The sequence below is a fragment of the Arhodomonas sp. KWT genome, from assembly GCF_010993615.1.
In genome coordinates, this window is sequence record NZ_WNXE01000093.1 from 1 (window position 1) to 11,313 (window position 11,313).

Sequence of the window (11,313 nt, forward strand, 5' to 3'; positions counted from 1 at the left end):
CGCTCCAGTGCCCGGCTCATGCGGCCGATCTCGTCGTTGCGCGGCCACGCCACCCGCGCGGTGAGGTCGCCGCCGGCAACGGCATCCGCCGTCGCGACCACCCGGTCCAGACCCCGGCGGATGTGGCTCGCGAGCAGGGCGGTGAGCAGCAGCCCGGTGAGCACCGCCAGGGAGGCGACGCCGGCGATCCACAGCCGTGCCGCGTGGGCACCGTCCACCGCGCGGGAGCGGGCCTGCGCGGCGGCGGCGTCGACGCCGTCGATGTAAGTGCCGAGCGTCTCGTGGGCGCTCTCCAGCAGTGCGTCCCCTTCGCTCTCGCTGAGCTTGATTGCCGGCTGTACCAGCCCCTTGTCCGCGTTGTCCTTGAGCCGGCCGTGGAGCTCGCGGTAACGCGTCAGGGTCTTGCGGAAGCTCGCCAGGCGTTCGCTCTGTCCGGCGCCGGTGGTCAGGGAGTCGAGTCGGGCGATCAGCGTATCCAGGGTCTCGAACGCCTGCTTCGCCTCGGCGAAGTAGGCCTTGGCACCGGGGATGTCCAGCGATGCCCGGGCCAGCAGCGCGCCCTTTTCCGCGCGCTCGATCGCGGTGATCGCGCTGCGGACCTGCTGGGCGTCGCGTACACGGGCCAGTGCCCGGTCGGCGACGGCGGTGACCGCCGCGTCCAGCCGGGAGATCTGCCAGAAGCCGGTGAGCGAGACCGCGGCGATCGCCCCGACGAGGACCGCCAGGGTGAGCCAGAGTCTTGCGCGAATCGTGATGTTTCGCATAAGAGCCAGTACTGCCTGCTGGGAAAGGGTGCCGCTGCCGGTTGCGGGCACGCCAGTTGTAGGCGTTGCGGATTGCATGCGCATGACAGCCCGCCGGCTGGACCCGGGCCGCGGCAGCCGATACACTCCGAGCCGTCTTTGGGGAGTAGTCGCCCGGGGCCGGTGGCCGCGGGGCGCGCGTCAACAGATTTGATCCCTCAATGGATCGTGGCGCGGGCAGCACCGGTAGGTGCCTGACGAGACCTTTGACACGCGGCATCCGGACCGGGGCGGGCGGATGCAGTGTGTCATCGTGTCCGTGAGGCCCGCCCCCGAAGGATCCCCGTTGGAAGCCTTTCTGATCTCGACCGTCTCCGTCGCCCTGGCGGAGATCGGCGACAAGACCCAGCTACTGGCCCTGGTGCTCGCTGCGCGGTTCCGCCGCCCCGGGACGATCGTCGCCGCCATCCTCGTCGCCACCCTGGCCAACCACGCCGCGGCCGGTGTCGCCGGCGCCTGGGTCGCCGCACTGGTGCCGCCGGCGGTGCAGCAGTGGCTGGTGGCGGTCTCGTTCGTCGCCATGGGGCTGTGGCTGCTGGTGCCCGACGATGACGACGATGCGGCGGCGCGCTATCCCTACGGTGCGTTTCTCACCACGCTGATCGCCTTCTTCCTGGTGGAGATCGGGGACAAGACCCAGATCGCGACGGTGGTGCTCGCCGCGCGCTACGACCCGCTCTGGGCGGTGGTGGCGGGCACCACCGTGGGCATGCTCGCGGCCAACGTGCCGGTGGTGTTCATGGGCGGGGTCGCCGCCAACCGCTTGCCGATGCGCCTGGTCCACGGCGTGGCGGCGGGGCTGTTCGTGGTCCTCGGGGTGCTGGCCGTGCCCGGCGTGCTGCCCGGCGTCGACTTGCTGTAATCCGGCTGTCGTGCCCGTGTAGTGCCCCGCCGCTAGCCTGCGCCGACAGGCCCCGTGTCGGGGTGGGTACCAGTGGAGGCACGATGACGCGGATGCATGCACGCGTGGTGGAGGGGCGCAGGGGAGAGCGGCGGCTGTACCTGCGCAAGTATCTCCAGCAGGGCCGGCGGGTGGCGTCGTTCGCGCCGTCCAGCCGGCATCTGGCCGCGGCGACCTGCCGGGGGGTGGACCCGGGGCGGCCACAGTGGCTGATCGAGCTCGGTGCGGGTACCGGCAGCATCACCCGTGCCGCCGCGGCGCGCATGCACCCGGACAGCCGTCTCATCGCCGTGGAACGCGATCCGGACTTCGCTGCACTCGCCGCCCGGGCCGCCCCCCGGGCGGAAGTGGTGGTCGCCGACGTCGCCGACCTGGAGGCGCTGCTGCACGAACGGGGCATATCCCGGCTCGACGGCGTTCTCAGCGGGCTGCCGACGCCGAGCCTGCCGCCGGCGCTGCGCGAGCGGGTGTTCGCCGTTCTGGCCGAGCGGGGTGGTCCCTGGGTGAGCCAGATCACGGTGATGCCGTGGGTGTACTACGGTCTCTACCGTCGGTTCTTCCGCACGGTGGCGTTCGAGCCGGTCTGGCGTAACCTGCCGCCGGGCGGGGTCTATCACTGCCGGGGGCCGCGTTGCGCGGCTGCCACGGTCGTTACTCCCGGGTAAGCCGGTGGATCAGCGCCGCGTGCTCCGGGTGGGCGGCGGCGAGGGTGTCGCGTTCGGCCAGGGTCATGTCCGCGAAGTCGAAGCCCGGGGATACCGCCTCGCTGATGAGCCCGTAACCGTGTCCGCCGGCGAGCAGCTCGGAGGCCTTCCACACCCCCCCGGGGACGGTGAGCTGCAGGCACTGCCCGGTGGCCAGGCCGTGACCCAGGTCCACCTGCTCCAGGCGTCCGTCCCGGTGGATGAGGTGATAGCGGACCGGATCACCCATGTGGAAGTAGTGCACGATGTCCGAGCGGTTGCGGTGGAAGTGGCCGACCGGGGCGGCGGCGGTGAGCAGGTAGTGGATGGAGGTCATGGCGTGGCGCTCGCCCCCCGGTGTGAGCACCCGCGGCTGGGCATCCGCCTGGTAGGTCCGCCGGTAGTAGCCGCCTTCCACGTGGGGCTCCAGGGACAGGGCGTGGATGATCTCCTCGGCGGTGGCGGCCATGGTCTCCTCCGTTCGCGTGTGCTGCCGCGCCATGATAGCGGACCCGGGTGTCCGCGCCCGAGCGTTCATTCGCGGCGCCACGCCGCCAGTGTCCGGCGGAGCAGGTCGACGTTGCGGCGGTTGGCGCGGAAGCCGGCGTCGAAGACGTCGCCCGCCAGCGGGATGCTGCCCACCGCGAAGTCCACGGCGATGTTGGCGAGCATGCGCGCCAGTGTCCGCCGTCTCACCCCGAGGCGGCGGGCCTCCACCACGGGGTAGAGCGCCAGCACGGCCATCGCACCGTCGCCGATCCCCGGCAGCAGCCCCACCAGGGCGTCCGCGCCGATCCGCCATGGCGTGCCCGGGACGGGCAGCGCCGTATCCATGAACACGGCGAAGCGCTCGAGACGGCGTAGGGCGGCGGCCTCGTCCCGTGGCCGGGCGTCGATGCTCACCGCCGGGCGATGATCCAGACCGCGTGCACGATGCCGGGGATGTAGCCGAGGATCGTGAGCAGGATGTTGATCCAGAACTGTCCGCCCAGGCCGACCTGGAGGAACACGCCGAGGGGCGGCAGCAGGATCGCGAAGATAATTCGTATCAGGTCCACAGGGCACCTCCTGCGAGGGTTGATAAGCGTCTTTCCGTGCCCCGTCATCCCGATTGACTAAATGAAGGCGGGATAATCGCTCTGCAAGGGGGCACCGTGATTCCCCCGAGGGGCCCGGCGTTCGCCGTGGAACGCGGTTCCGGTTAGGCTGGACTACCGCCGTATCCGCGAGGGCGTGTCATGATCCCACCGGGGGAGCTCCTGGTCTTCGCCGCCGCCGCGCTGGTGATGGTCCTCAGTCCGGGCCCGAACATGGTCTATCTGGTTTCCCGTTCGATCTGTCAGGGGCGGACCGCGGGCGTGTTCTCGCTGCTGGGCGTGATTGCCGGTTTCCTCGTCCACGTGCTCGCCGCCGCGGGCGGGCTGACCGCGCTGTTCCTGGCCGTGCCCCTTGCCTATGAGCTCGTTCGCTGGCTGGGTGCGGTGTACCTGCTCTATCTCGCCTGGCGGATGGTGCGCCCCGGCGCCGGCTCACCGTTCGAGGCCCGGACGCTGCCGGAGGAAAGCCCCCGGCGGCTGTTGCTGACGGGCTTTCTGACCAATGCCCTCAACCCCAAGATCGCGGTGTTCTACCTCTCGGTGTTCCCCCAGTTCGTCTCGCCGGCGTACGGGCCGCTGTTCACCCAGGGCGTGCTCCTGGGGCTGGTGCAGATCGCCGTCAGCCTGCCGGTGAACCTGGCGATCGTGCTGTCCGCGTCGACGCTCGCCGCCAGGTTGCGGCGCCGGCCGCTATGGCTGTCCGTGCAGCGCTACGTCATGGGGTTCGTGCTGGGGGCGCTGGCGGTGCGGCTGGTGACCGGACGGCGGAGCGCCTGAGCCGTCGTCGTCCGTCCAGGCCCTCAGTCTTCCCGGGGGCAGTGCTCGGCGACGATACCGGCGAGGAACGTCATGACCGCGGCCACGGGCGGTGCGCGGAACAGGTCCGGGTAGGTGACGAGCCAGATGGGGGCCGACGGGTGCGGCTGCTGCTGGGGCAGCCGTACCAGGCGGTCGTCCGCGTCGCCGATGAAGCGGGGCAGCGATACCGCGCCGAGGCCGGCCGCCGCTGCCTCCTGCTGCGCGAGCAGATCGCTGGAGCGGAAGACGACCGGCCGGTTGCCGACGACCGAACGCAGCCACTGCTGCTGGGTGACGTGCTCGTAGGTGTCGTCGTAGCCGATGAAGGACCACTCTGCGCCGGGGCGTGCGGCGTAGCCCGGGGGGCCGTAGAGTCCGAATGCCATGCTGCCGGCCCGCCGGGCGAGCAGTTCGCCCTCCGTGGGCTCGACGAGCCGGATCGCCAATTCGGCCTCGCCCCGGTCCGGCTGTGCGATCTCCGGGGTGACAGCCAGCGTCAGCGTGATCTCCGGATGGTCGCGGTGAAACGCCGGCAGGGATGGCGCCACCAGCCGGGTCGCGACCGCCGGCGAGGCGCTGACGCGGACCTCCGTAGTCGCCGCGCCGGCGCGGGCGTCGAGGTAGTGTCCGAGCTGGACCATGCCGCGTTCGGCGAGTGCGGCCCGGTCGAGCAGGGCCTCGCCCTCCCGTGTCAGACGCACGCTGCGCGGCAGGCGGTGGACGAGCTTGACGTCCAGTGCTGCCTCCAGCGCCGCTATGCGGCGGCTGACCGTCGCGTGGTCAACGCCCAGCGCCCTGGCAGCGCCCGAGAGCGAGCCGCCGTGTGCGAGGGCCAGGAAATGCTGGAGATCCTGCCAGTCGAATTTGTGCATATCTGCACAATAATACGCAAATTTGGTGAATTTTTGCGCGTTATCCCCCGTGCTTCAATCCCGTGACCCTTATGGCAAGTGATCGGGAGGCCGTTACCCATGGCCGAGACAAGCGGGGCCGTCCCGGCCCATCCCCGGCGGCTGATGGCGCTGGCACCCTGCGTGTTCGTCCTGCTCTGGTCCGCGGGTTTCCCCGTGGCCAAGGTCGCGCTGCACGCGTCGTCGCCGTTCGTGCTGCTGGAGCTGCGTTACCTCTGCGCCGCTGGGGCGATGGCGGTGCTGTTCGCAATCCTGCGCCCGGCGCTGCCCCGGGGGGCACAGCAGTGGCGCGACGTGGCGGTCGTGGGTGTGCTGGTGCAGGTGGTGTACTTCGGGCTGACCTACCTGTCGCTGTATAGCGGGGCCTCCGCCACCGTGGTCGCCCTGATCGTCTCGCTCCAGCCGATACTGGTGGCGGTGTTCGCCCCGGTGGTGGTCGGCGAGCGTGTGCGTGCCGGACAGTGGTGCGGGCTGGTACTGGGCCTCGCCGGCGCGATGACGGTGATTCTCGCCGGTGGCGGCCGCACGAGCCTGACCCCTGCCGGTGTCGCACTGGCCGTGGGGGCGCTGGCGGGGATCGTCGCCGCCATGCTCTACGAGAGACGCTTCGGCGTGGGGCATCACCCCGTCAGCGTGAACCTGATCCAGTACGCCCTCGGTGCGGCGCTGTGTCTCCCCCTGGTCTTCCTCGGGGAAGGCCACCTGGAATGGACGGTGCCGTTCGCCGCCGCGCTCGGGTATCTCGTGATCGGGAACTCCCTCGTCGCGGTCACCCTGTTGCTCGCCATGACCCGGGCGGGACAGGTCGCCCGGGTGGCGTCACTGTTCTTCTTCGTGCCGCCGATGGCTGCCGTGATCGCCCGGGTCGTGCTGGGCGAGGCCGTGACGCCCGCCGGATGGCTGGGCATCGCGGTCGCCAGCGCAGGCGTGTCACTGGCGACCCGGCGGCGTGCCTGAGACGCCGTCCGGGTCCCGGTGACCGGCTTCGCGGACGCTAGCGGCTGGCGTTCTGGCGCTCGACCATCCACTCCGGGTAGATGGGGTCCGGCCGGGTGACCTCGTCCAGCCGCCGGATCTGCTCGTCGCTGAGGGTGAGCTCGGCGGCCTCGAGGTTGTCCTCGAGCTGCTCCATGCGCTTGGCGCCGACGATCACGCTGCTTACCCCGGGCTGTGCCAGCAGCCAGGCGAGGGCGACGCGGGGGATGGTGCTGCCGGTCTCGCCGGCGACGGCCTCCAGCGTGTCGATCGCATCCCAGACGCGTTCGCGGTCGATGGGCGGGAAGTCGAAGCCGCTGCGCCGCGCGTCCTCCGGGGCGGTGTTGTCCCGGCGGAACTTGCCGCTGAGCACGCCCCCGGCCAGGGGCGACCACGGCAGCACCCCGAGGCCCTGCTCCCGGCACAGCGGCAGCAGCTCGTGCTCCAGCTCGCGCCCGACCAGGGCGTAGTACGCCTGCAGGGAGACGAAGCGCTCCATGCCGTGGGCCTCCGCCAGGGTCAGCGCCCGGGCCAGGTGGCGGGCCGGCCAGTTGGAGCAGCCGGTGTAGAGCACCTTGCCCTGGCGGACCAGGTCGTCGAGGGCGCGCAGGACCTCCTCGACATCGGTGCGTACGTCCCAGCCGTGGACCTGGTAGAGGTCGATATGGTCGGTGCCAAGGCGCCGCAGGCTCGCCTCGCAGGCGGCCATGATGTGCTTGCGCGAGAGTCCGACGTTGTTCGGGTCGCCCCGGCCTTCGGCCGCGGCGGGGCTCATCGGGCCGCGGACCTTGGTGGCGATCACGGCCTGGTCGCGGTCGATGCCGACGTTGCGCAGCGACCGCCCGAGGATCTCCTCGGACTCGCCGAAGGAGTAGACGTCGGCGGTGTCGAACAGGTTGATGCCGGCCTCCCAGGCCCGGGCGACCATGCGGTCGGCGCCGTCCTGGCCGACCTCGGCGATGTTGATGAAGTTGGAGCCGAAGGTCATCGTCCCCAGGCTGAGCGGCGAGACCTTGAGGCCGGTGCGGCCGAGCTGGCGGTATTCCATGCTGCCTCCGTTGGCGTGGGGCCCGGGCCCGTGGCGGTGGCACGGGCCGAGAGGGATTCACCGGAAAGGGATGGATGCCACCCGGCCGTGATTCAAGCGTGTCCGTGTCACGCCGGGTCGAGGTGGCCGCGCCTCACACGCCGATGTCCTCGTTCCAGAGCTCGGGGCGCTCGCGGATGAACGCGCTCATGAGCTCGATGCACGCCGTCTCCTGCAGAACCTCCACGGTGACACCCCGTGAGCGCAGCAGTGCCTCTTCGCCGGTGAAGGTCCGGTTCTCACCGATGATCACCCGGGGGATGCCGTAGAGCAGGATGGCGCCGGTGCACATGGGGCACGGCGACAGCGTGGTGTAGAGGGTGCTGGCGCGGTAGGCCGATGCGGGCAGGCGGCCGGCGTTCTCCAGTGCGTCCATCTCGGCGTGGCGGATCGCGCTGCCGTCCTGGACCCGGCGGTTGTGGCCGCGGCCGATGATGCGGCCGTCGCGCACGAGCACGGAGCCGATGGGGATGCCGCCCTCGCGGTAGCCCTGACGGGCCTCGTCCAGTGCGGCCTGCATGAATGCGTCCATGGTCTGTCTCCTGGTCGGCCGCCCCGGCGGCGGGCCGGTCTCACTCGGCGAACAGCCGGTCGTCCCACCATACCGGGGTCGGCAGGCCGTGGCCGATGCGTTCGAACTCCTCGTGATCCGGGTTGATGACCACGTTGTGCTCCACCCGGGCGACGAACGAGGGCACCAGCAGGACCGCGGAGCGGCGCTCGGCGGCCCAGCGCGCACCGAACCCGGCGGACACGGAGGGCTCGGGGGTGTCCCAGCCAGGCAGCGCGTCCTTGGTGACCATCTCGTAGCTCAGCCCGTGGGGCAGGGTGATCTCGATGAAGTGCTGGTTCGGGGGCATTAGCCCGCCGGCATGCACGAGCTTCTCCAGCATGGCGGTGGAGTAGTGCTCGCAGGCGTAGATCACGGGGGTGGTGGCGGTGTTCCAGCGCCCGGGGTAGCGCCGCGAGCCGGTGGCGTCGTAGATGGGGTAGTCGCCGTCCGGATCGCCGATGCGGTAGGCGCTCAGCGTCCGGTCCAGGCGCTGGACGCTCACGCCGCGGAGCCGTACTTGAGCCGCCCGAGGATGTGCTCAACCGCCTCGGCGCCGACGCTGCTCTCCACGGCCAGTGCCAGCGGCGTCCGGCCCTCCAGCAGCGGGTGGGGCTGGTGGAGGAAGCGCCGGGCGTGGTCCTCGTCGCGGTAGACGTCCAGCGCCATGCGCCATACGCCCGCCGTGCGTGCGAGCTTTTCGCTCTCGTAGGCGCTCAGTGGACGTTTTTCCCGCCGGCGCCGCTTGAGGGTGGCGCGGGAGACGATCATCTCCGGGAACGCCTTGTCCCCGGGGGCGATCTCCTGCGCGAGACGGTCCAGCGCCGATACCGACAGCCCGTGAACGAGCTCCTCGGACAGGCTCAGGTGGGACAGGCCGGCGGGATCGGGCAGGCCGAGCAGTTCGCCCAGCTGCTGGACCTCGGTGTGGGCGGACATGGCGTACCTCCGTTCATGTGATCCCGAATATAGGCTCACTTGGTACCTTTTCCAAGGGGCGGGGTCACGACGACAGGGCATCGTCCCTGGTGAGCACCCAGCAGCGGGGCTGGCGGGTCAGCCCGATATGCTCGTAGTAGCTGTCGGCGCCGGGGGCCGCGATCAGGAACACCCGGCAGCGCGGACCAAGCCCGTCGCGGGTAAGCGCCAGGAGCCGGCGGCCGATGCCACGACCCTGCCAGGCACGGTCGACCGCGAGGTCCGAGAGGTAGCAGGCGTAATGGAAGTCGGTCACCGAGCGGGCGACGCCCACGAGTCGTCCGCCGGCCCAGGCGGAGACGGTGAGGTCGGCGTTGTCGAGCATGCCGGCGATGCAGTCCGGGTCGTCCACCGGCCGTCGTTCGCCCAGGGAGGAGGCGTTGAGCAGCGCGGTGAACTGGGCAGTGGTGACCGGGGTGTCGGTGCGGTATTCCACGTCGGGCATCCGGGGTTCCTGTCTGGTGTCCGCCGGCGGTGTGCCGGTCCGCCCCGAGTTTATGGCCGGTGATCCCCGGGCCGCCAGCAGGGCGGCGATGCCTCGGCACCGCCGCCCTCGCTCCTACTTGATGGCGATGGGGTTCACCGGTGCACCGGTGCCGCCCTCGACCTGCAGCGGTGCCGCGGCGAACATGAAGGTGTACTGCCCGTCCTCGGCGCTGTCGTCGGCGAGTCCTTCCAGCCAGTAGATCTCGGAGAGGACGACACCGAGGTCGCGGATCAGCGCCCCGTGGAGCGGGATCACGACGGTGTCGCCGTCGATCTCCTGCACCACCTTCTCCACGCCCAGGTTGTCCGCGGCGATCATCGGGGTCTCCATGTCGGCGAACCACTGCACCATCTCGTGGCTATAGCACAGGCCCGGCTCCGACATGGCGTCCCACTCGCTGTTGGTCTTCTCGTCGAAATAGCGGGCCATGGAGCCGGTGCGCACGATGACGATGTCCCGCTTGCCGATGGTGGTGCCCTGGGCCTCGGCCGTGGCCTTCAGGTCCGCCAGGGTGATGCACTCGTCGTTGTCCAGGCGGGTGTCGTCGCCGCCCATGTGGCGGCCGACGTCGAGCAGCACCGCCCGGCCCACCACGCCGCGTTTGCCGATAGCGGCGACGTCCGCGTGGCTGTGGCCGTCCACGGTGGTCTCGGCGGAGACGCCGCCGTAGATCCGCTCGCCGTACCAGGCGTGGCCCAGGGCGTCGACGTGGGTGGTGCCCTGCAGGTACATGAAGGCGACGTCGTCGGAGAACTTCACGCCGCCCGGCAGCGGGTCCTTCTTGCCCGCGGCGAAGGTGCTCTCGTCCTGGGCCATGTAGTGCATCATCGGGATGCGCCCGGGGAAGACCGGGCCGAAGTTGTGGCTCATCGGGATCTGCAGCGAGAAGATCTCGCCGCCGGAGACGGCGGCCGCGCCGTTCTTCACCTGCTCGGCGCCGAGGTAGTTGAGCGCACCGACCTGGTCGTCGTCGCCCCACTGGCCCCAGGATTTCGGGGCGTCCGCCTGCAGGCGCTCCATCGGGGTCTCGGCGAACGCGGGGGCCGTGGCCGCCAGGCCAAGCACTGCGGCGGCCGCGAGCGCCAGGGGACGCGCGGCGATGGTAATGCCGTGACTGGACATGGTTTCTCTCCTGTAGAGTCGATAGTTGTTGTACTGCCCGCCGTTACGGCGGACGGGGTGCCGGTTCCGTCGGGGTATCCGCGGCACCTGTGCTGGAGCATAATTCAGGATTTCTATTGTGCTCGCTGATATTGATACAAAATTCCTATAGGCGGGATAGGTTATCGGCGTCGCCCGGGCGAGGGGCCGGGCAACACCGCTGTGAGGAGAGGGACCGATGGACCTGAGGCAGCTGCGTTATTTCGTGGCGATCGTGGAGAGCGGCTCCATCAAGCGGGCCGCGATGTCGCTGTACGTCGCCCAGCCGTCACTCAGCCAGCACGTGCGCAACCTGGAGGAGGAGCTGGGCGTGACCCTGCTCACCCGCTCCGCCCGTGGCGTATCGCCGACGGAGGCGGGCCTGGAGCTGCTCGGCTATGCCCGCAGCATCCTCTCGCAGCTGGAGCAGGCGCGGGAGGCGCTGCGTGCGGGCAGCGTCGACCCCCACGGGAGCGTGCGCCTGGGCCTGCCCAACTCGGTGAGCCTGGTGCTCGGCGTGCCGCTGGTGGAGATGGCCCATCATGAGCTGCCCAATGTCTCCCTGCGGGTGGTCGAGAGCATGAGTGGCTATATCCTCGACTGGCTGCGCGCCGGCCAGCTCGATCTCGCCATGCTCTACGGCGTGCAGCGCTCCCCGGGTATTTCCGCCCGGCAGCTGCTCACCGAGGACCTCTACCTGGTCAGCCTCCCCGGGGCCGGCCGTGACGACGGGACGGTGGACATGCAGGAGCTCGAGCGCTTCGAGCTGATCCTGCCCGCCCGTCGCCACGGTCTGCGCGAGCTGGTGGAGAAGGCTGCCCGGGACAACGGCGTGCGGCTGTGGATCCGCACCGAGATCGACGCCCTCACCCAGATCAAGGCGCTGGTGCGCCGCGGGCTCGG

Annotated in this window: 16 protein-coding genes; 5 read left to right on the forward strand and 11 right to left on the reverse strand. The window is 70.4% G+C overall.

Features of this window, described 5'->3' with window-relative positions; translation table 11 throughout:
• Positions 1-764, reverse strand: a 764-nt coding sequence (locus tag G7A99_RS12790; RefSeq protein ID WP_163140700.1) for an MCP four helix bundle domain-containing protein, incomplete at its 3' end; no start/stop codon positions are given.
• A 325-nt stretch (positions 765-1,089) separates the two neighbouring features.
• Here G7A99_RS12790 and G7A99_RS12795 point away from each other — a divergent pair.
• Together G7A99_RS12795 and G7A99_RS12800 are read left to right on the forward strand one after the other, a co-directional pair.
• Positions 1,090-1,665: a TMEM165/GDT1 family protein gene (locus G7A99_RS12795; protein WP_205599842.1), complete on the forward strand. Its 576-nt coding sequence runs from the start codon at positions 1,090-1,092 to the stop codon at positions 1,663-1,665.
• Positions 1,666-1,748: 83 nt separating this feature from the next.
• Positions 1,749-2,369, forward strand: a complete 621-nt coding sequence (locus tag G7A99_RS12800) for a methyltransferase domain-containing protein (RefSeq protein WP_205599843.1) — start codon at positions 1,749-1,751, stop codon at positions 2,367-2,369.
• On the opposite strand, the gene G7A99_RS12805 is transcribed toward G7A99_RS12800, so the two are convergent.
• From G7A99_RS12805 to G7A99_RS12815, 3 genes are all read right to left on the reverse strand, one after another.
• A complete protein-coding gene (locus tag G7A99_RS12805) occupies positions 2,356-2,856 on the reverse strand; it encodes a cupin domain-containing protein (RefSeq protein ID WP_163140704.1) in 501 nt (166 codons plus the stop codon). The two genes, G7A99_RS12800 and G7A99_RS12805, sit on opposite strands and share 14 nt — an antisense overlap.
• A 65-nt stretch (positions 2,857-2,921) precedes the next feature.
• Entirely contained in the window at positions 2,922-3,290 is a 369-nt protein-coding gene (locus G7A99_RS12810; RefSeq protein ID WP_163140706.1) for a DUF4112 domain-containing protein, read from the reverse strand.
• A complete protein-coding gene (locus G7A99_RS12815; RefSeq protein WP_018719106.1) occupies positions 3,287-3,445 on the reverse strand; it encodes a YqaE/Pmp3 family membrane protein in 159 nt (52 codons plus the stop codon). Before G7A99_RS12815 ends, G7A99_RS12810 begins: the two co-directional genes overlap by 4 nt.
• A gap of 180 nt (positions 3,446-3,625) precedes the next feature.
• Here G7A99_RS12815 and G7A99_RS12820 point away from each other — a divergent pair, with 180 nt between their 5' ends.
• Positions 3,626-4,261, forward strand: coding sequence for a LysE family translocator (locus tag G7A99_RS12820; protein WP_163140708.1), 636 nt, complete (start codon positions 3,626-3,628; stop codon positions 4,259-4,261).
• Between the two features lie 23 nt (positions 4,262-4,284).
• Here G7A99_RS12820 and G7A99_RS12825 read toward each other — a convergent pair whose 3' ends face one another.
• Positions 4,285-5,154: a LysR family transcriptional regulator gene (locus G7A99_RS12825; RefSeq protein ID WP_163140710.1), complete on the reverse strand. Its 870-nt coding sequence runs from the start codon at positions 5,152-5,154 to the stop codon at positions 4,285-4,287.
• A gap of 99 nt (positions 5,155-5,253) precedes the next feature.
• On the opposite strand from G7A99_RS12825, the gene G7A99_RS12830 reads away from it, so the two are divergent.
• Complete coding sequence (locus tag G7A99_RS12830) at positions 5,254-6,150, forward strand: DMT family transporter (RefSeq protein ID WP_018719109.1); 897 nt, start codon at positions 5,254-5,256, stop codon at positions 6,148-6,150.
• Between the two features lie 37 nt (positions 6,151-6,187).
• Here the strand turns inward: G7A99_RS12830 and G7A99_RS12835 are convergent, their stop codons facing one another.
• From G7A99_RS12835 to G7A99_RS12860, 6 genes are all read right to left on the reverse strand, one after another.
• Positions 6,188-7,216, reverse strand: coding sequence for an aldo/keto reductase (locus G7A99_RS12835; RefSeq protein ID WP_163140712.1), 1,029 nt, complete (start codon positions 7,214-7,216; stop codon positions 6,188-6,190).
• A gap of 133 nt (positions 7,217-7,349) precedes the next feature.
• Complete coding sequence (locus G7A99_RS12840) at positions 7,350-7,787, reverse strand: nucleoside deaminase (protein ID WP_018719111.1); 438 nt, start codon at positions 7,785-7,787, stop codon at positions 7,350-7,352.
• A 40-nt stretch (positions 7,788-7,827) separates the two neighbouring features.
• Positions 7,828-8,310, reverse strand: coding sequence for an RES family NAD+ phosphorylase (locus G7A99_RS12845; protein ID WP_018719112.1), 483 nt, complete (start codon positions 8,308-8,310; stop codon positions 7,828-7,830).
• Positions 8,307-8,744, reverse strand: a complete 438-nt coding sequence (locus G7A99_RS12850; protein WP_018719113.1) for an antitoxin Xre/MbcA/ParS toxin-binding domain-containing protein — start codon at positions 8,742-8,744, stop codon at positions 8,307-8,309. Before G7A99_RS12850 ends, G7A99_RS12845 begins: the two co-directional genes overlap by 4 nt.
• Before the next feature lie 64 nt (positions 8,745-8,808).
• Positions 8,809-9,228: a GNAT family N-acetyltransferase gene (locus tag G7A99_RS12855; protein ID WP_018719114.1), complete on the reverse strand. Its 420-nt coding sequence runs from the start codon at positions 9,226-9,228 to the stop codon at positions 8,809-8,811.
• Between the two features lie 114 nt (positions 9,229-9,342).
• The gene (locus G7A99_RS12860) at positions 9,343-10,392 is read right to left on the reverse strand and encodes a cyclase family protein (RefSeq protein WP_163140714.1); all 1,050 of its coding nucleotides are present in this window, start codon (positions 10,390-10,392) and stop codon (positions 9,343-9,345) included.
• A gap of 217 nt (positions 10,393-10,609) precedes the next feature.
• On the opposite strand from G7A99_RS12860, the gene G7A99_RS12865 reads away from it, so the two are divergent.
• Positions 10,610-11,313 (forward strand): LysR substrate-binding domain-containing protein (locus G7A99_RS12865; protein ID WP_163140716.1); only part of this gene is annotated, 704 nt, incomplete at its 3' end.

Excerpts from the sequence above, each read along its gene's own strand:
- G7A99_RS12800 (WP_205599843.1), top strand. The coding sequence starts at position 1,749 with ATGACGCGGATGCATGCACGCGTGGTGGAGGGGCGCAGGGGAGAGCGG.
- G7A99_RS12805 (WP_163140704.1), bottom strand. The coding sequence starts at position 2,856 with ATGGCCGCCACCGCCGAGGAGATCATCCACGCCCTGTCCCTGGAGCCC.
- G7A99_RS12820 (WP_163140708.1), top strand. The coding sequence starts at position 3,626 with ATGATCCCACCGGGGGAGCTCCTGGTCTTCGCCGCCGCCGCGCTGGTG.
- G7A99_RS12825 (WP_163140710.1), bottom strand. The coding sequence starts at position 5,154 with ATGCACAAATTCGACTGGCAGGATCTCCAGCATTTCCTGGCCCTCGCA.
- G7A99_RS12830 (WP_018719109.1), top strand. The coding sequence starts at position 5,254 with ATGGCCGAGACAAGCGGGGCCGTCCCGGCCCATCCCCGGCGGCTGATG.
- G7A99_RS12835 (WP_163140712.1), bottom strand. The coding sequence starts at position 7,216 with ATGGAATACCGCCAGCTCGGCCGCACCGGCCTCAAGGTCTCGCCGCTC.
- G7A99_RS12840 (WP_018719111.1), bottom strand. The coding sequence starts at position 7,787 with ATGGACGCATTCATGCAGGCCGCACTGGACGAGGCCCGTCAGGGCTAC.
- G7A99_RS12850 (WP_018719113.1), bottom strand. The coding sequence starts at position 8,744 with ATGTCCGCCCACACCGAGGTCCAGCAGCTGGGCGAACTGCTCGGCCTG.
- G7A99_RS12855 (WP_018719114.1), bottom strand. The coding sequence starts at position 9,228 with ATGCCCGACGTGGAATACCGCACCGACACCCCGGTCACCACTGCCCAG.
- G7A99_RS12860 (WP_163140714.1), bottom strand. The coding sequence starts at position 10,392 with ATGTCCAGTCACGGCATTACCATCGCCGCGCGTCCCCTGGCGCTCGCG.